This is a genomic window from Marinobacter persicus (genome assembly GCF_002934325.1).
GTDB classification, from domain to species: Bacteria; Pseudomonadota; Gammaproteobacteria; order Pseudomonadales; family Oleiphilaceae; genus Marinobacter; species Marinobacter persicus_A.
Genome location: NZ_PTIV01000002.1, coordinates 209,717 through 228,148, shown reverse-complemented (window position 1 = coordinate 228,148; position 18,432 = coordinate 209,717). Strand labels below are relative to the sequence as shown.

At 57.4% G+C, this 18,432-nt stretch carries 14 protein-coding genes; 7 read left to right on the top strand and 7 right to left on the bottom strand.

Annotated elements, in window-relative coordinates; all coding sequences use genetic code 11:
* Positions 1 to 5: 5 nt before the first annotated feature.
* Together BY454_RS02245 and BY454_RS02240 are read right to left on the bottom strand one after the other, a co-directional pair.
* Positions 6 to 1,865: an integrase gene (locus BY454_RS02245; protein ID WP_104414992.1), complete on the bottom strand. Its 1,860-nt coding sequence runs from the start codon at positions 1,863 to 1,865 to the stop codon at positions 6 to 8.
* Positions 1,849 to 3,717 (bottom strand): hypothetical protein, encoded by a 1,869-nt coding sequence (locus tag BY454_RS02240; protein ID WP_146082678.1) that lies wholly within the window; start codon positions 3,715 to 3,717, stop codon positions 1,849 to 1,851. Before BY454_RS02240 ends, BY454_RS02245 begins: the two co-directional genes overlap by 17 nt.
* Before the next feature lie 575 nt (positions 3,718 to 4,292).
* Between BY454_RS02240 and hrpB the strand changes: the two genes are divergently transcribed.
* Positions 4,293 to 6,356, top strand: coding sequence for an ATP-dependent helicase HrpB (hrpB, locus tag BY454_RS02235; RefSeq protein WP_258075528.1), 2,064 nt, complete (start codon positions 4,293 to 4,295; stop codon positions 6,354 to 6,356).
* Here the strand turns inward: hrpB and BY454_RS02230 are convergent.
* Positions 6,310 to 7,173 (bottom strand): translation initiation factor eIF-2B, encoded by an 864-nt coding sequence (locus BY454_RS02230; protein WP_104414990.1) that lies wholly within the window; start codon positions 7,171 to 7,173, stop codon positions 6,310 to 6,312. The two genes, hrpB and BY454_RS02230, sit on opposite strands and share 47 nt — an antisense overlap.
* 162 nt (positions 7,174 to 7,335) lie before the next feature.
* On the opposite strand from BY454_RS02230, the gene BY454_RS02225 reads away from it, so the two are divergent.
* From BY454_RS02225 to BY454_RS02215, 3 genes are all read left to right on the top strand, one after another.
* Complete coding sequence (locus BY454_RS02225; RefSeq protein WP_104414989.1) at positions 7,336 to 8,142, top strand: ATP-grasp domain-containing protein; 807 nt, start codon at positions 7,336 to 7,338, stop codon at positions 8,140 to 8,142.
* Positions 8,143 to 8,205: 63 nt separating this feature from the next.
* Entirely contained in the window at positions 8,206 to 9,102 is an 897-nt protein-coding gene (locus BY454_RS02220) for a cation diffusion facilitator family transporter (protein WP_104414988.1), read from the top strand.
* A 162-nt stretch (positions 9,103 to 9,264) separates the two neighbouring features.
* Positions 9,265 to 10,440, top strand: a complete 1,176-nt coding sequence (locus tag BY454_RS02215) for a type III PLP-dependent enzyme (RefSeq protein ID WP_104414987.1) — start codon at positions 9,265 to 9,267, stop codon at positions 10,438 to 10,440.
* A 147-nt stretch (positions 10,441 to 10,587) separates the two neighbouring features.
* Here the strand turns inward: BY454_RS02215 and BY454_RS02210 are convergent, their stop codons facing one another.
* Genes BY454_RS02210 through BY454_RS02195 form a run of 4 tightly spaced genes read right to left on the bottom strand, consistent with a single transcriptional unit; the run spans position 10,588 to position 15,067 of the window.
* Complete coding sequence (locus tag BY454_RS02210) at positions 10,588 to 11,790, bottom strand: MFS transporter (RefSeq protein ID WP_104414986.1); 1,203 nt, start codon at positions 11,788 to 11,790, stop codon at positions 10,588 to 10,590.
* Positions 11,791 to 11,799: 9 nt separating this feature from the next.
* Positions 11,800 to 12,195: an ectoine synthase gene (locus tag BY454_RS02205; protein ID WP_104414985.1), complete on the bottom strand. Its 396-nt coding sequence runs from the start codon at positions 12,193 to 12,195 to the stop codon at positions 11,800 to 11,802.
* A gap of 44 nt (positions 12,196 to 12,239) precedes the next feature.
* Positions 12,240 to 13,673 (bottom strand): GTPase/DUF3482 domain-containing protein, encoded by a 1,434-nt coding sequence (locus BY454_RS02200; RefSeq protein WP_104414984.1) that lies wholly within the window; start codon positions 13,671 to 13,673, stop codon positions 12,240 to 12,242.
* Positions 13,670 to 15,067 (bottom strand): DUF2868 domain-containing protein, encoded by a 1,398-nt coding sequence (locus BY454_RS02195; protein WP_104414983.1) that lies wholly within the window; start codon positions 15,065 to 15,067, stop codon positions 13,670 to 13,672. Before BY454_RS02195 ends, BY454_RS02200 begins: the two co-directional genes overlap by 4 nt.
* Before the next feature lie 87 nt (positions 15,068 to 15,154).
* Here BY454_RS02195 and BY454_RS02190 point away from each other — a divergent pair, with 87 nt between their 5' ends.
* The 3 genes from BY454_RS02190 (at position 15,155) to BY454_RS02180 (ending at position 18,349) form a co-directional block, all read left to right on the top strand.
* Positions 15,155 to 15,514, top strand: a complete 360-nt coding sequence (locus BY454_RS02190; RefSeq protein ID WP_104414982.1) for a DUF6164 family protein — start codon at positions 15,155 to 15,157, stop codon at positions 15,512 to 15,514.
* Between the two features lie 33 nt (positions 15,515 to 15,547).
* Positions 15,548 to 16,969 (top strand): sigma-54 interaction domain-containing protein, encoded by a 1,422-nt coding sequence (locus BY454_RS02185; protein WP_104414981.1) that lies wholly within the window; start codon positions 15,548 to 15,550, stop codon positions 16,967 to 16,969.
* A gap of 327 nt (positions 16,970 to 17,296) precedes the next feature.
* Entirely contained in the window at positions 17,297 to 18,349 is a 1,053-nt protein-coding gene (locus BY454_RS02180) for a TRAP transporter substrate-binding protein (protein WP_104414980.1), read from the top strand.
* Positions 18,350 to 18,432 lie beyond the last annotated feature (83 nt).

Here is an 18,432-nt window from a genome sequence, read left to right as displayed (position 1 = left end):
ACTTATTAAGCAATCAGGGCCGCAACTGGGCGGCCATGGCGGCCACCCGCCCAGTCTGCGAGACTTGCTGGGTGGCTATGAGAAATCCGGGCTAGCATCCATTGGAGAGTTTCCAGCCCTCCAAAACTTGAAGAATAGAAGAAGAGCATAGCGAAGAAACGACGCAACTGATGTTGCCTGATGTAATATCGCTGACCTGCAGCACTTAGCGGTGTTTCAAAATAGTCACAAAATGCATCAAAATTACGATGATGCGTACATTGCCCAGAGTACGATAAGCGAATTTCACCAGACATCGGAGGAACAGCAAATAGGTTAGTGTGTTTCTCTAGTGCGCCTAAGGTTATAAGGTTTGATTGAAAATGTTCTATTGTCTCGATCATTTCAACGGCGATAGGCTCGATGGGGCGGGCTTCGGTTTGCCGAAGACCAAATGCCCCACTAGTGCTTTTTCTGTTTTGAAAAAGAAGCCACTCTTTTGATTCATCGAGGCAATTACCAGCAATGAGATCGCATAATTCCCCTTGGCGCCTTGCCATCAAAGCGCCAACGACAGTTTGAACAGCACCATAATAGACGGTAACAAGCTCGACTAAGCCCTGATTCGATCTCAAGGCGTTAAAGTGTTCTTTGTGGGCTAATCGCCTGGAGTCAGTTGGTTGGGTACCCGGGGACCTAGTAGTTAGGCCAAGTCTCTTCACGCCCAACTCTCTAAGGCTCGGGGTCACTAGCTCGACTATTTTTTCATGCTCAAGCCGGGTGGCGGTTCCGCCAGATCGAATGCAGTATCGGGCCACACTCAAGTAGCTATTCAGTATTTCGTTGCCATATTCAATGTGGAATTCAATGGCATTCTTGACCGCCAAAAAAACCAGATCAGATGGAAGAGTTCGATATCTTCCAAGTTTATTAACACTTGGCTGGTAATTGTATATTTCCATAAGGCTGTCCACAGGCGGAGCAGGTATGTTTAGTGCGTGAAGCTCACCTAGAGAGTAGAGATTTTCTTTGAAGTAGCGAAAATGTGTACTACTCATCTCTGACTTTTCTTCTCTGGTCGAACAAGGAACCATGCCGAATTCCCTTTGGCCAGAAACCTCACGAGGTACTTCAAGAATCTTGAAGCTACGTTTCGCTTCGGACTTCAATCTAACTGTATTCTTGTATATTTCCTTAGATAACAAGATCGAGTTGGGAACCAGTCCGCGCGATCTAGATTCATATAATTCGTGGTGCATAATTGCAGCCCGAACAAGCGGAACGTCTGAAAGGCAAATATCAAGCAATCCCTCATCTTCTTGTTCAGGTGTTATAATTTCTAGGCTAGGATTGGCATTTAATAAATCGTAAAGCCGACTTTGATCGGTGGAGTTAGCCAATTTGATCAAGTAGTCAGTTAACTTCTGTGACCAGTTGAATAGCGACTCATTCGTAATAGCATTGGCGGCTATCTTATCCAGTATGAGTTTTAGATCATCACCTGTTATTGCAGCCAGTCCAGTTTTCGAGAGATAGTAGGCTGAGGAGTTGTGTAGAAAATAATCGATAAATCGGATTACTTGATTGAACGCCGACGCTTGTGTTTTTACGGCATTGGTAAGGCTGCCAGTTCCCCTTTTAGCAGAGGTGGCGATAATCAACCAGTGCTTAAAGCCTTGCAGTAGATCAGCATGTTGCGGCGACAATAAACTTGACCCATCATCAAGCTTCACACCCCAGTTTAGTTTTTTATTTTTCTTGTAATTGAAATTATAGACCCAGATGGGGTCCTGGAAATCACTCAGAAGCCAATCCGCTTTACTGTATTTTAGCTTAGGAGCCTGTAAGACATCTTCGAGAAATGATAACTCAGCTGGGAGTCGCATGGATCATCCTCATCATTCGGTTAGGATCAGCGTGTAGTCGGGCTGTATCAAGATGCTCTTGTAGTAGTGGATCCGCCCCCTTATTGATCTCGTTTGAGATAAGCTGGGAAATTTGGCTCCAGTACCTTGCGAGTCCATTGACTTGCTTGGGAGTTGGAGATAGTTTGACAGCCTTTTCTAAGGAAAGAAGGGCAGTCAAAATGCCTACATCGATGCTTATCAGGACATGTCCGTCGTTACTATCAATCTGCGAACTCTCATTTGACGGATTTGAAAGGTGTCTGGGTATATCTCTCAATCTGTGGTTAGAGAGGAATTGATGCAAATCTTCTATCGTTTCAAAGCTAGCGGCCCGTAATAGGTGTGGACTGGACTTCATTGCCTCACAGATAAATGCTTTTTGGAAGATTCGAATCCATCTGGTCTGGAAAAAGGCCAATATAGGTTCAGGTAGGTAATTGGACAAAAGGGCTGTACTGTAATTCTTGTGACCAAGCGCTTTAGCCATCGCGTCTACACTTTGGGTCTCTAGATAAATCTCTACTGCTCTTGATGCGCGTAACGTACTCAGTGATACTCTCCTCATAAAGCGAATGGCATCTTCTTCGGCATGAGGTTTATCAAATTCCTTCAATATTTCAATAAATTTATCTTTTGCAGACCGGACACTGCGCTGACTCGAAATTGTACTTGTTGACCATGATGGCGCTTTGGAAATCCGAGGTTTGCCAAACCCTTTACCACAGGTCAGGAACAAATATCGCCAGTTATCGTCGCCTATCTTTCTGCAGTATGATCTTAAAGGAGCTGTTATCTCTATTAATTGCTTGACGAGATATGTTGCCTTATTTGTAAGTTGAATCTTTTGTTGTGCTAAATACTTCCCTCTTCGTCGTTTGTAGCCCATAAGCTGATAGCCCTCGCCAGATTTAGTAAATCCAACTAGTCTTCCCGCTTTGTCATAAAGAGTAAATTGTGTAAGAAAAGTTGGAGTAATTTCTGGGTGCTCACAAGCTAAAAGAAGCATGAAAGGATAAAGTGTGTTTACCGTAGGAAGACCAAGTAACTGTGCAAGTGTGTATTTTTGTTCAAAGCCAAAAAGTTTTACTTGCGTATTTTTCTGGTCCACTAGGTCACAGTATTCGATGCTCTCAAATGTAGCACAAAGATTATTTAGGCCAATCTCATCGAGAGATCTCTCACTATTTCCACCGGTTTGGCAGACCCCGTGTTTTGCGAGTTCTAGCCGCCTAACAGATCGTTGATACAGATCGGTAGTAAAATACTCAGCCCATGCGCGTACTATAGAGATATCTTTTTTGACATCATTGAACAGTAGCTCAATTGCTTGCTCATCTGTGTACTGGAGCGGGACTTCTGTGAGAAGCTTTGTTTGAACTTGGGTTCCGTCTTCGCTTATTTTTATATGAGTTTTCGCACTAGATACTCCTGGACGTATATAGGGTTTTGGTAAAGAAAGGGAAAAGGGTGCTGCCCAGAGACCAGTATCAATAAAAGCCTGGTGAATGTTATTTATAAATGTTCCCCACTCTTTCAGTTTAGAGTTGATGTTTAAGCCCCGCTTGTGGCAGTCAAAAAAATGGTCCCGCATGAACTCTTTGAAAAAATCTTCAACTCGTAAAGGATCAAAGAATGTCTCAGCGGGCCATTTAATTGGATCTTCCGCAAGATAAGTGATAAAGGTGTTTGGGATTGTGAGCAGTGGTCTTGCCTGCTTTTCAAAATGACGCTTATATGCATCAAAAATCATGCAGGCAAAATCTTTACCATGACTATTCCATAGTAATGGGATGCGTAGATGTATCTCTTTGCCCTCCCTGCTTGTGGCCATCCAGCCTGACCAGTACAGGCATGCGTCTGTGTCTAAGAATCTCTTTTTTGCTTCCCATCTATGGGAAAACCTATCAGGCAGATCTGGGCTCCATTTATGAACCAGTAGGGACGGAATGTCAGATTTTAGTGATTCTAGGGTTAGCGCAAGAACTCTGATCAGTTGGTATGTGTTTTGGCGTGGTAGATCTACAAGCTCTCCAGAACTTAGCGCTCCAATGAACTCCTCTACGGTTTTGATGAAATTACTAGACGATAGGTAGGTATACGAAATGTCGATGTTTGTGATGTCACAGAAACATTCGAAAAGACGTATCAGGGTGTTTGCGCGTCGAGCTATGGTTCCTTGGACTTCGATATCAGCATGCTTCCTTAGTGCGGCAACGACACTCTTATCCAGCCTCTTGAAAGGATAGCTTTTAAGAGCGGCAATGTGCGTGACAGGTGTCATTGTTGTGAAATCCCATAAAGATGTAAAAAATGCATACAGAACAGTAAGTTAACCACGGTTGACAAAAATAGGCAAGAAGCAAAAACCACGAACGTTCGCTGCAGGCCGACCTGGGCCTGGCCCTGGTGCGAGAATCCCAGCAGGCCCTGCGCGACGACCTTCGGTTGCTGGTGATGTCCGCCACCCTGGACACCGCTCCGATTGCCCGGGTGTTGGGCGAGGTACCGGTGATCACCAGTGAGGGACGGGCTTTCCCGGTGGATGTGTATTACCGCCCTTTGTCCCGCAACGCCCGTCTGCCGGATCAGGTGGTGGCCGTGATCCATGAGGCCCTGCACGAGCAAACTGGTTCCCTGTTGGTATTCCTGCCCGGGGCCGGGGAAATCCGTCGGGTGGCGCAACAGCTCTCGGGTCAGTTACCAGCCAACACTCATCTGGCGCCGCTGTACGGCAACCTGAAAAGTGAAGAACAGGACCGGGCCATTGCCCCCGCGCCCGAGGGCCAGCGCAAGGTGGTGCTGGCCACGGCCATCGCCGAGACCAGTCTGACCATAGAAGGCGTGCGGGTGGTGATCGATGCCGGCCAGCAGCGCCGGGCGGTGTTTGATCCCAACAGCGGCATGACCCGGTTGGTGACTGGCCGAGTGTCGAAAGCTTCGGCGGAGCAGCGCAAGGGCCGGGCCGGCCGAATTGAGCCCGGCGTGTGTTACCGGATGTGGAGCGAATCCGAACAGTTCGGGCTGGCGGATTACACGCCGCCCGAGATCCAGGAAGCGGACCTGGCGCCCCTGGTGTTGGAGCTGGCCCAGTGGGGTGCCCGCTCCCTCGATCAGGTGGCCTGGATTGATGCCCCGCCCCTGGCCCACTGGCAGCAGGCCCAGGCCTTGCTGCAATGGCTGGATTTGCTGGATGACGATGGGGCGATTACCCATCACGGCAAGGCCGCTCGCGAGCTGGGGCTGCATCCCAGGTTGGCGCACATGGTGTTGAAAGGCCGTGCCCTGGGGCTTGGGCGATTGGCTGCTGAGCTGGCCGCCCTGCTTGAAGAGCGGGACCTGCTAGGTCCTGGCGCTGGCGCCGATCTGCATGAACGTATCCGGGTATTGCGCGACGGAACCCAGCCCCGGGGGCTGGACCCGGCGCGATTGAAAGCGATCCGTCAGGCGGTCAGGCGTCTGGATCGGGAGTCTGACGACCAGGAACTCCCCACCGAAACGGACCTTGGCCGGGTGCTGGCCCAGGCCTACCCGGACCGAATTGCCCGGCGCCGGAAGGGCAGCCAGCCCCGGTACCAGCTGAGTAATGGCAAGGGTGCGGTACTGCGGGACGAGGACCCCCTGGCCTCGGAAGAATGGCTGGTGGCGGCAGACCTGGATGGCCGGGCCCGGGAGGCCACCATCTATCTGGCAGCCGCGGTGAACCTTGCCGATCTGGAAGTTGACCTGGCACCCCACATTGAAGAGCGGGACGAAGCGGTCTGGGATGACAAGCGCGGCACCGTGGTGGCCCGAAAGGTGCGCCGGCTGGGCGCGCTGGTGCTGGCGGAAAAGCCATTGGCCGGCATTGACCCCGCCCTGATTCAGCAGGGTTTGCTCGACGCGGTCCGCCGCAAGGGGCTGGCCAGCCTGCCCTCGATCGATGCTGCCCGGCAATGGCAGGCCCGGGTACAGCTGCTGGCCCGGGAATTCCCCGAAGACTGGCCGCAGGTCACTGACGAGGCGTTGCTGGACGGCCTGGAAAGCTGGCTGGCGCCGTTCCTCGCCGGTATGCAGCGGTGGGCCGACCTGGCGAAACTGGACCTGGTCCAGGCCCTGAATGCCCTGCTCGATTACCCACAACAGCAGCAGTTGGACGAACTGGCACCGAAGGCCCTGACCATTCCCACCGGCCAGAAGGTCACCCTGGACTACACCGCCGATAATGGGCCGGTGTTATCGGCCAAGTTGCAGGCGCTGTTTGGCTGGACCGACACGCCGCGCGTGGCCGGCGGCCGGGTGCCGGTGGTCATGCATTTGCTCTCGCCCGCCCAGCGTCCGCTGGCAGTAACGGCCGATCTGGCCAGCTTCTGGGCCAACGCCTACCCGGAGGTGCGCAAGGACATGCGTGGGCGCTATCCCAAGCACCCCTGGCCGGAAGACCCGTTCACGGCCCAGGCACAGCAGGGGACCAAGAAACGCCCTGCTCGCTGATCCGGCCCGTGATCAGGCGCACCGGGACGGTCTCGAAGTAGATGTTGCGGGCAGTGATGCCTTCCGCAGTCGGTGCTCCCAGTTCGTCGCCCGGCATTTCCTCCAGGATCACGGTATCCAGCCTGTCGGTACTTTCCTTGAAGCTGTCGGCCAGTACCCAGAACGGCTGCCCCAGGTCCTTGGCCACCAGCGCCAGGGGGTAGGTGCCGCTCTTGTTGAGGAAGTGGCCGTCGGCGAGCCAGGTATCGCAGCCGGTCACCACCAGATCGACTTTCGGTACGAACAGCCCCATCTGGGCATCGGTGATGAGGGTGACGGGCACGCCCATTTCATCCAGTTCCCGGGCCAGCGTAAAGCCTTCGTTACCGGGGCTGCCCTGGGTCCAGATTACCGAGAAGGCGCGCCCCTGTTGCACCAGCAACCGGAACAGGGAAACCACCTGGGAACTGCGGCTGTGGGTGAACACGGTGGCCTGGTCGGGCACCAGACGAGCGGCATGTTCGGCTACCCGCTCATTGGCGGAGGCCAGTTGGTCCAGCACCGACTCCACCACCGCCAGGGCCCGCTCAGAAGTCTGAGCCTCCGGGTCCCCGGAACCGAGGGCCTGTTGGCAGCGCTCAATTGCGTTGGCCAGCGGCACCATACTCGGCCGTGCTTCCGAAAGGGCTTTCAGCACTTGGTCAAGCTGTTGCGTTGTTACGGCGTTGCTTGCCAGCCAATGCTGCAACCGCCGCAGAGCGTCTCCGGCCAGTTGTGCCGCGCCGGACCGGGTGTCGCCACGGATGGCGTCGATAATTTTCTGCCCTTGGGCATCCATTTCAGGCTCCGCTTCTCTGTCGATTCACTACCCGGAGCCTAGCAGGAAATACGCCGTTCGAAATAAAGCCGTTGCTCTTCATTGTTCGCTTGAAAATAACGCTTGCCAGCGTCCCCACGCTGGATAAAATGCCGCCAGTTTTCACACCGTGCGGCAATAACCATGCGCCTTGTCTCTTTCGATGTCTTTCGCACCCTCGGCTTTCCGGACACCACTGTTCTCAAGCCTGAGCAGTTTTTACGTCACAAACCGCTGCTTCAGGAGGCAGACTGGGTGCTGTTCCCGGAATACTGGCAACTCAATGCGCTGGTGCACGGCCTCAAATGCCGGGTCTTTCCCAGTGTTGCCAGCTATCGCATTGGCCACGACAAGGTGGAGATGACCCGGGCGTTTCAGACGGTGGCACCTGAACATACGCCCTGGACCCTGATCGAGGCCAACGGTCACCACGAACGGGAGATGATCTGGGACACCATGGCCCTGCCCTTTGTGGCCAAGCTGCCCAAGGCCAGCATGGGCGAAGGCGTGTGGTTGATTGAATCCCGGGCCGACTGGCTGAAGTACTGTGAAACCGCCAACGTGCTCTACGTGCAGGAGTATCTGCCCATCGACCGGGATGTGCGTGTGGTGGTGGTCGGCGACCGGGTGCTGACGGCTTACTGGCGTACCCAGGCCGAACAGGGCTTCTACAACAACGTCTCGAAAGGCGGCCGGATCGACAACCGTGAAGTGCCTGCCGCCGCCACCGAACTGGCCCTGCGCCTTGCCCGGGAGCTGGGGGTGGATCACGCCGGTTTCGATATCGCGTTGGTCGAGGGCTACCCCTACGTGCTGGAATTCAACCGCCTGTTCGGCAACCAGGGTCTCGGCCGGGGTACGGAACTTCAGGACGCTATCCTCGGGTATTTGCACCAACAGACGCCCACCGGCCCCTCAGGGCCTTCGCCCGTCTGGCCCCAGGCGGTCTAGAGGTTTCTCAATCGCCGGGAAAACTGGTAGCTTCGGTATAAATCAAACCTTCAGGGATACCGCATGGCGCACGACCACCATCACGACCATGAAAGCCACGACAGTCAGCGAAGGCTAACCTGGGCCATTGTTCTGACCAGCGGTTTCATGCTGGCCGAGGTGGTGGGTGGTCTGGTGTCCGGCTCACTGGCGCTGCTCGCCGATGCCGGCCACATGCTGACGGATGCCGCTGCCCTGATGCTGGCCCTGTTTGCTGCCCGCATTAGCCAGCGTGCCGCTGATGCCCGCCGTACCTATGGCTACCAACGGGTGCAGATCCTGGCGGCTTTTGTGAATGGCCTGACCCTGCTGGGCATAGTGCTATGGATCACCATCGAAGCCGTGCAGCGGTTGTTCAACCCGGTTACCGTTGCCAGTGGCACCATGCTGGTGATTGCCACGCTGGGGTTGGTGGTGAATCTGGTGGTATTCGCCATTCTCCATATGGGGGACAAGGACAACCTCAATATCCGGGGTGCCGCATTGCATGTACTTGGTGACCTGTTGGGTTCGGTAGCCGCTATCGTTGCGGCCGTGGTCATCATGACTACCGGCTGGATGCCGATCGATCCCCTGCTGTCCCTGCTGGTGGCCGCGCTGATTTTCCGCAGCGCCTGGAAGCTGACCCGGGAATCCGGCCATATTCTCCTGGAAGGGGCTCCCGACGACCTGGATGTCTATGAGGTGGAGCGGGACCTGGTTGCGATCCTGCCGGATGTCCGCGACGTGCACCACGTGCATGCCTGGTCACTGACGCCCGGCCACCACCTGATGTCGCTGCATGCCATTCTCGAAGAGGGCTCGGACCCCCAGAAAGCCCTGGTGGATATCAAGGCGGTCCTGCACGAGCGCTACGCGGTGGCTCATGCCACGGTCCAGATTGAAGCCGGGCGCCATTGCACTGACAGACACGGGTGCTGAGCCCCGAAATCCAGGCCTGAAAAAACTGCCCCGGATGGGTATTTATCCGCATATCCGGCACTGGGGAAAAGCCCGATTATCGCGAAATCTCAGGGTGCTGCAGCGTTGTTGCTGGAGCGCCTTTTTTTATGCCTGGTTGCCCTGTGGAGGGATTCACCACCCATGATCCAAACCCCTAATGCCGACATTGCCGACTACTACTCTGCCGAGACCTTCAAGCGCATCAAGGATTTCGCTGATACGAAAGAAACGCCGTTCGTAGTGATCGACACCGCGACCATCAACCGCCAGTACGATGAACTGGTGGAAGGTTTTCCTTATGCCAGCGTCTACTACGCGGTAAAGGCCAATCCGGCCCCGCAGATTCTGACCATGCTGCGTGACAAGGGCGCCAACTTTGATATCGCGTCGGTGTATGAGCTGGAAAAGGTCATGGCATTGGGTGTGACCGGTGACCGCGTGAGCTATGGCAACACCATCAAGAAGGCAAAGGACATCCGCACCTTTTACGAGCAGGGCGTGCGCCTGTTTGCCACCGACTCCGAAGCCGACCTGCGCAACATTGCCAAGGCGGCGCCGGGCTCGAAGGTGTATGTGCGTATCCTGACCGAAGGCACGCTGACCGCTGACTGGCCGTTGTCCCGCAAGTTCGGCTGCCAGACCGACATGGCCATGGATCTGCTGATCCTGGCCCGTGACCTGGGCCTGGTGCCCTACGGTGTGTCGTTCCACGTGGGTTCCCAGCAGCGCGAAATCGGTGCGTGGGACGCGGCCCTGAACAAGGTGAAGGTGATCTTCGAGCGCCTGAAGGAAGAAGACGGCATTGAGCTGAAGATGATCAACATGGGCGGTGGCTTTCCGGCCAACTACATTGCCCGCACCAATGAGTTGGGGGTGTACGCGGAGGAGATTGCACGCTTCCTCAAGGAGGATTTCGGTGACGACCTGCCCGAGATCATCATTGAGCCGGGCCGTTCACTGATTTCCAACGCGGGGGTGCTGGTGAGTGAGGTGGTGCTGATTGCCCGCAAATCCCGCACCGCCCTGCATCGCTGGGTGTTTACCGACGTGGGCAAGTTTTCGGGGCTGATCGAGACCCTGGATGAGTCGATCAAGTTTCCGATCTGGACGGAAAAGGTGGGTGAAGGCGAGGACTGCGTGATTGCCGGGCCCACCTGTGACAGCGCGGACATCATGTACGAGCACCACAAGTACCCGTTGCCCCTGAATCTGGCCATCGGGGACCGGATGTATTGGCTGTCTACCGGGGCCTATACCACGACTTACAGTGCCATTGAGTTTAACGGGTTTCCTCCGTTGAAGGATTATTACATCTAAGCGGGGGTCTGGATAAACCGGAGTCGGGCCGGAGCAGGGGGTGTTTTCCCATAGGAAATCAACAACTCGCTTTGCTCAGACAATGATTCCCTGTGGGAAAACACCCCCTGCCCCGGCCATTGACCGGGGTGGGAATGTTGAAAAGGATCAGCTTTTGGGCTGGTCCTTTTTTCGTTTGAGGTCCAGGGTGAATGCCAGGGGCAGTACTAGCAGGCTGTAGCCAATCATCACCGCGATGGCGTGGCGGGTATCGCCGGTGACGTCCGCCAGCAGGCCGCCTAGCATGGGCACGGAGAAGGCCACGGTGTAGCCCACCAGGAAGGTGCCGGCGGACAGGCGGCCGGTGTCTTCCGAGCGAACCAGCAGGGGTGGCAGCGCCACCAACAGGATCAGCAGGATTCCTGCGACAAAGCTCATCAGGGTGGCGCTGGCGATGGTCCACCAGCCCTCCAGCAGGATGGCCCCGGTGGTGCCCAGTATGCTCAGGGCTGCGGTGATGATGATGGCGCTGCGTCTACCTACCCAGGAACGGGCCAGCTTCAGCATCATCAGCGAGGCAAACACCTGGGCAATGTTGTAATAAAACAGGGCGGAGGACAGTTTGTCGAAATGGCCCTGCTGCTCCAGCAGGTTGCCCATGTAGGCGTTCAGGCCGAAGAACATGGAGCCCGACAGGCCCAATAGCAAGCCCAGTTTGAGAGTGAGCGGGTTGTGCCAGTCTGGCAGCCAGGCGGTTTTCTTGACCGGCCGGGCCAGATCCCGTCTGGGCAGGTAAAGGGCGGCGGCCACCAGCAGCGCCGGTAGCGACCAGGCCAGCAGTGTGGCGCGCCAGCTCTGATCCAGCAGTGGCATCAGTACCGGCAGGGTTACGCCGGCGCCAATGAATTCGCCCATCAACATGCCGTTCATATAGATCGCTGAACCCATGGCCACGTGATGGGGCGCCAGCCAACGGGGCAGTAATGCCGGGAGGGCCGGCTGCATCATGGCCACGCCCAACCCCATGACGGCGCTGGCAACCATCAAAGTGAGGGTCTCCGGTACCAGGGCACGGCCGGCAGAGCCGATGACCATGATGATCATGGCGAGAGCCAGAGTGTTTCGGGGGCCGATGCGGGAAATGGCCAGGGAACCGGGCATGGCGCCAATGGCGAGCATTAGAATGGGGATGGTGGTCAGGGCGCCGGTCAGTGCCTGGGTGAGCCCCAGTTGGTCACTGATGAACGGGGCCAGTGGCGGGGCCACCAGTATCGGTATGCGTAAATAAACACCGGCCAGCCAAAGCAACACCGCCACCGGCAGCAGGGATGCTGGCGATGGCGGCGTGTGTGTGGCCGAAGAAGAAGCCACCGGTGCGAATCAGCTGTCGGAGGTGTCCGGCAGGTAGGCACCATCTTCGTCATGCACTTCACGGCCGGTCACTGGCGGGTTGAAGGCACAGATCAGGCGCATGTCCTCGGTGCCGCCGCGCAGGGTGTGCTGGTCGTGCTGGTCCAGCGCGTACAGGGTGCCGTCGGAGATCTGGTGTGTCTCGCCAGTCGCCTTGTCGGTAATGCTGCCATTGCCGGCGACGCAGTAGACCGCTTCCAGGTGATGCTTGTACCAGAAGTTCAGTTCTGCGCCGGCCGGAATGATGGTTTCATGGAAAGAAAAACCCATGCCGTCCTTTTTCAGGAGCATACGACGGCTGGTCCAGCCCGGCCCGGATACTTCGCGCTCGGTACCGATGATGTCTTGCACTCGTACAATTTTCATGCGCATTCCTCAGTTTGAGATGGAATAGCTTTACAGTATAAACATTAGCTTGCGGTGTTGTTCAACCGCCATTGCCCATAAACCTTCATAGCCTGTTCTATGGCGGCGATCAAATTTTCCTGTTGTCGGGGCGTCAATGGCCGCCGTTTACGCCCCTTATCCAGAGCCCTCTGGATACTCAGTCGGTCCTCCTTTCCCAACCCTTCGAGCCAGTGGTGGTCGGTGGGCTCCAACTCCAGCAGGTCCCGTCCGGCATGATTGCGTGAGGCAATATGCCACCAGTGGTTGATGGCCCGTCCCAGAACCACATAGCCAAACTGGGCGTCCTGGACCGGACCAAAGCTGGCGGTTTTCTCGCCATTGTCGAGGGGGCCGATTCTCAGGGTGGGTAGCGCCAGACGGTTACTGTAGAAGTAGCTGCCAGCGGCGCCTACAAGTCCGCCCAGAAGTGCGCCGGCACCCATGGAAGAGCCGAAGGTCAGGGCATCAATGCCCGCTCCACCCACGGCGCCCGCACCAAAACCGGCCGTCGCCAGATAGGCCCGACTGACACCCCAGATCTGGCGGCTGTTTTCCGAAAACAGGTCGTGCTCGCTGTGCCATTCCAGCCCGGCTTCCTGACGCTGGATGTGCTGGTGCTGATACAGGCTTTCGATGTCTTTGCGCAGTCTCTGTTCCCGGGAGCGTTGATGCCGGTACCAGCGCTCCCGCAGCTGTTGCTCCAGTTGCCGGTTGTCGTCCGTCATCGCAGGGTCGGTGAGCCGTCGCGACTGTTGGTGGCGCATCATGTCGACCAGGGTTTCGGCAATCAGCCGGGCGGCCTGGTGCTGACGATGTTGTCGCTGGTCTTCGAGGTAATCGGTGGCACTGGCCAGGGCCTGCTCCCATTCTGGCTCCAGTTGCCCGAAAGCTTTTAGCAAGCTGAGATGTTGCGTAAACGGGGCCCGAACGGCGTCGAACCTGCGAACAACCTGGAAGAACTGGCCAAGAGCGGCCTGCCAGGTGTCGCTGTAGTCGTCGCCGCCAATGCTGTTGATCAGTGCCAGGCTGGGGCGGCCGGTCCAGCGCAGGATGGTCATCTCGGCTTCGTGTTCGGCACTGTAGGGCACTGAGCCGTCCACCACGTAAATAATGCCGGCGCCATCCACGATGGGTTTGAGCAGCTCGCATTCATCAACAAACCGGTCATCGCCGGCGTGTTCCGTTACAAAAGCTCGTACGGTTTCAGCCCGGTCAGACGCGCTGACACTGTGGGCTTCCAGCCACTGCAGCACCCGCCGTGGGCGCTGGAAACCGGGCGTATCCACCAGGGTGTATAAAGTCTGCCCATCCACCGTCATTGGATAGGCCTGCTGCTGGCGGGTTGTGCCCGGCTCCAGGGCAATGGCAATGGCGTCGTTCTGGGACAGCGTGGCGACGACGCTGGACTTGCCCTTGTTCGGGTGCCCTACCACGGCAAAGACCGGCGCGCTGCTCATGATTGTGGCTCCGAGTCAGTCTGGCCGGCTGGCACGGCAACAGTGACAAAGCCCGATGGCTGACGATCCGCAAAACGCAGCCACGGGGCCAGCAGGTGCTCTGCCGGCAGTTGATCCGGCTCGCCAGCCAGGGGCACCAGTGTGACCCGGGTGGGGTTCGGCCAGCGGGCACGGGCAGCAGCCAGGAAATCGCTCAGCTCACCGGTGGGCGGTTGCCAACTGCGGGTGAGCAGCACCATGCGGGGCTCCGGCATCGTTGCCAGTTGCTGGGCCGTCTTGTCCAGTACCGCTTCGTCGTCAGACAGAGTGGCGTTGCCCCCGGCCTGATGACAGGGGACCTTGATGCTGGACAGTGAGCGGGGCAGTCCCTGCTCCCCGGCACCGGCCCAGCAGATGCAAAGTGCTGCCTCCGGAAGGGTGCCTGGCTGGTTGGCGGTCTGTGTGTCGGGCAGGTCCGTGGCATCGTTATGTTCGTAGCCAGTATCGATAACCGGGGTTTCCATGCGGTACAGCAGGGACTGCATGCCTGGATGACGGGCCAGCAGCCGTCTGGCCCGGTGATTGAGGAGTCCATGGCTGGCAAAGAGCAGGAGCAACCGGGGAAGCCAGGCCCAGACCAGCCAGACCATCACCAGAAAAGGCCACCATTGCCCCCAGCGTTCAGGCATGGTGCTTCCAGCGTCCGGTGCAGCCCGGAAAAAACGCGTGGCGTCCACCAGTTCGGCGGAGGGCGCTGCCGCAGGCCACAGCCAGCCCCAGGGCTGGGCCAGGGTGCTGACCAGGGTGTGATAACTGGCGCTGGCGGTATTGAGCGTCGTACTCCAACCAAAGGCGAGGTCCTGGACCACCACCATCACCAGCAGCGTCAATAGGCCAGCGGTGGCGAAAGCGAGCCCTCCGGCCTGGGCGGCACGGGCAGCCAGCAAGGGGTACAACGCAGCCCGTGTCGGACTGGGCGAACCTTTGAACAATTTATGGACCAGTCTCCGCCAGGGTTGCCAGCCTATCCAGGCCTGAATCGTGGTGGCCAGTGCCAGCATAAACTGCAGTAGCACAAAGGCCAGGAAAACCGTCACATTGATGCGCTGGCCGCCTTCGTAGAACAGCAGGCCGAGCATGGTGATGACACCGAACACGGCCCCGGCGGTGACAAAGCCGGCGCTGATGCGTTGCCAGGTCCGCTGCTCCCGGGTAACGGCTGGGTCAGGCTCGCCGGCGCCGGACAGCCGGTCCATTTGGGCAAGCCATCGGCGGACATCCGGTTTCACGCCCTGTTGCTGGCAGTCGAGGGCAAAGCGCCGATCACGCCGGTGCAGAAAGTTGGCTGGCTGGTCCCTGTCGCGCTGAATCCGGTTATCGAATGCCAGCAGCAAGCGAAGGGGCGTGTCGGTCATGCAGAATCCCGGTGAATGAGTCAGCGAAAATGTACTTTGCTGTTAGGATATAAGTATTCATAGCTTTTAAGCCAGCCGGAACACGCCATGCCCCACCACTTGATGAACCTGCGCCATGTGCCCGACGACGAGGCGGATGAAATTCGCGCCCTGTTCGAGCAGCACGACGTGCGTTACTACGAAACGCCGCCAAGCCGGTGGGGCATCAGTATGGGCGGGTTCTGGGTGCATGACGACGACGAGGCGCAGCGCGCACGGGACCTTTTGGCAGACTACCAGACCCAGCGACTGGCCCATCAGAGGGAAGACTTTGCCCGGCGCCAGCAGCGGGGCGAGACCGGTTTCTGGTATCACTTCCGGCAGCGACCGATCCCGGTGTTGGTTGCCGTGCTTGCCATTGCCGCAATCCTTGGCGTCTCGCTCCTGCCGTTTATCCACCTGGATTGATATCTTTTTACAAACACTGGCGGTGGTCTGTTTATGTCGCAGCTATTTCCAAACAAGAACAATAAACACAAGACCGGCCTGACCCGGGAACTGATCGATGCCCTGGTGCCCCTGTTCGAGGAGGCCAGCGCCGGCGCCATTGCGGTGGACACCGAGTGCCGCATCACCTGGCTCAACCAGAGCTATGCCCAGTTGCTGGGCCTGGCCGATGCCGAGGGCGCCATTGGCCAGGAAGTCGGGCGGGTGATTCCCCATACCCGTATGCCCGAGGTGATTGCAACGGGCAAGCCCCTGTTGCTGGACATCATGGAGCACCAGCAACAGCAACTGGTGGTGACCCGTCTGCCGTTCTACGACGAGAGCGGCCAGATTGTCGGCGCGGTTGCCTTTGTCCTTTACGACGACCTCCAGCCATTGACGCCCCTGGTTTCCAAGTTTCGACGGTTGCACCAGGACCTGGCCGCTGCGCGCAAGGCATTGGCCAGTAAGTCACGGGGCACTCGCTACAACCTCACGGATTTTATCGGCGCCAGCCCTGCCGCCCTGGAAGTGAAACGACGGGCACGGCTGGCCTCTGGTCGGGATGTGCCGGTCTTGCTGCTTGGAGAAACCGGTACCGGCAAGGAAGTGCTGGCCCAGGCCATCCATTCCGCATCGGCCCGGGCGGAGAAGGCGTTTGTCGGGGTGAACGTGGCCGCAGTACCGGAGAATCTTCTGGAAGCGGAGTTTTTCGGCGTTGCTCCCGGGGCATACACCGGCGCGGACCGGCGCTCCCGGGATGGCAAGTTCCAGTTGGCCAACGGCGGTACGCTGTTTCTGGATGAGGTGGGCGACATGCCTCTGCCCATGCAGGCAAAGCTGCTGAGGGCGCTTCAGGAAGGAGAAGTGGAAGCTCTGGGCTCCAACCGCGTGACGCCGGTGGATGTCCGGGTCATCGCGGCGACCAGTCAGAACCTGGAAGCGATGATTGCCGAGGGCCAGTTCCGTTCGGACCTGTACTATCGCCTGAACGTTTTGGAAATCTGCATTCCGCCGCTGCGGGAACGGGTTGCCGACCTGGGCGTGGTCAGTGAAGCATTGCTGGGGGAAATCTGGGACGGTCACGGGCGCCGGCGTGAAATCACGGATTCCGGTGTTGCTGCCCTGGCGAGCTACCACTGGCCCGGCAACATCCGGGAGCTGAGGAACGTGCTGGAACGGGCCATGACCATGGCTGAAGCGGACGAATTGCTGGATGCGGATGCCATTTTCCGGGTGCTTCCCAGCAGCGCTGACAGTCAGCCGGCACCCGTTACCCAAGCCTTTACCCGCCCCCTGGCTCGGGTGGTGGCCGAAGCGGAAGCCGAGGCGATTGAGCAGGCGCTGGTTGCCTGCCGAGGCAATCGCACCCGTGCTGCCCGGTTACTGGGTATCTCCCGGTCTGTTCTGTACGAGAAACTGGCCAAGATGTCCTGATTTCCGGACGGCCGTCCGGAAATCCAGACAACTTCTTTTAAGAATGCCAGTGAGTGTCCTTAATTCCGGACATTCTTTTCTGACGTTATCTCTCGTATTTCTCCAAAGCATTGATCTGTAAGAAAAATCTATTGGTGGCACAGTGCCTGCTATTGTCCCCGAGGCGTACGTCAGAACAATGCAAATAAAAAAGACCGGCGCTCACTACTGGACCCAAAGAACTCCCCCGTCCGTCTGTCTCTGCATTGTCTGACCATACTCAGAACCAGGCTTTCCTGGTTTTAAGCCGCAAGGTCACATACAACAACAATGCTAGGAGACTTGCCGATGAAACTCCTCAAGACCCTCACCGGTGTTGCCGGTGCGATCGCCCTGACCACGGGCTCCGCCATGGCAGACGATCTGCGCTGGAAAATGCCTGTCGCGTTCGCCACCAACCTGCCCGGCCTGGGTTCGCCCGCCGCCTGGGTTGCCGATAACCTGACTACCGCCTCGGATGGCAGCATCCAGGTTCGTGTCTACGAGCCGGGCAAGCTGGTGCCTCCGTTCGACATTCTGCAGGCTGTGTCCGAAGGCAAGGTGTCGGCTGGCTATACCTGGATCGGCTACGATCAGGGCAAGGTGCCGGCCGTCCCCCTTTTTGCCGCCGTTCCCTTCGGGATGAAGCCCTGGTCTTACATTGGCTGGTACTACTACGGTGGTGGCCATGAAATGCTGCAGGAAGTTTACGCCAATAAAGGTTATGACGTGCATGCTCAGCTCTGCGGCATTATCGGGCCCGAAACTGCAGGCTGGTACAGCAGTCCGATTAACTCTCTGGATGATTATGAGGGCATGAAGATTCGTTTTGCCGGCCTGGGGGGCAAGGTGCTTGAGAAGCTTGGTGCCTCGGTGACCATGATGCCTGGCGGCGAACTTTACCAGGCGCTGGAAAAGGGCACTATTGATGCGACGGAATTCTCGATGCCCGCCATTGATCAGATCCTGGGCTTTGACCAGGTGGTCAAGTACAACCTGTTCCCGGGTTGGCACCAGCAGTTCACGGCTCAGTACATGCTGATCAACCAGAAGGAGTGGGATCGTGCCACCGAAGCCCAGAAGGCTCTGGTTGAAGCATCCTGCACCGCCGCAACCACCCTGGGCCTGGCCGAGGGCGAATATAAGAATCCTGCGGTCCTGGCCGGTTTTCAGGAGAGTGGTGTCCAGGCTGACCAGATTCCCCGCGAGGTGCTCGAAAAACTGCAGGAAGTCACCCAAGAGGTCCTTGAGGAAGAAGCGGCCAAGGATGCGGACTTCAAGCGTGTCTATGAGAGCCAGAAGGAATTCATGGATGTCTATGAGGTCTGGGGTAAGCGTGCGTACCTGCCAGCGGATATGTAATAGCATCCGTGTAAATCCGGCTTCGGGGCAACCGCTCCGGGGTTGAAGACGTGAGGATGGCCCGAGGGCCATCCTCACTTCAC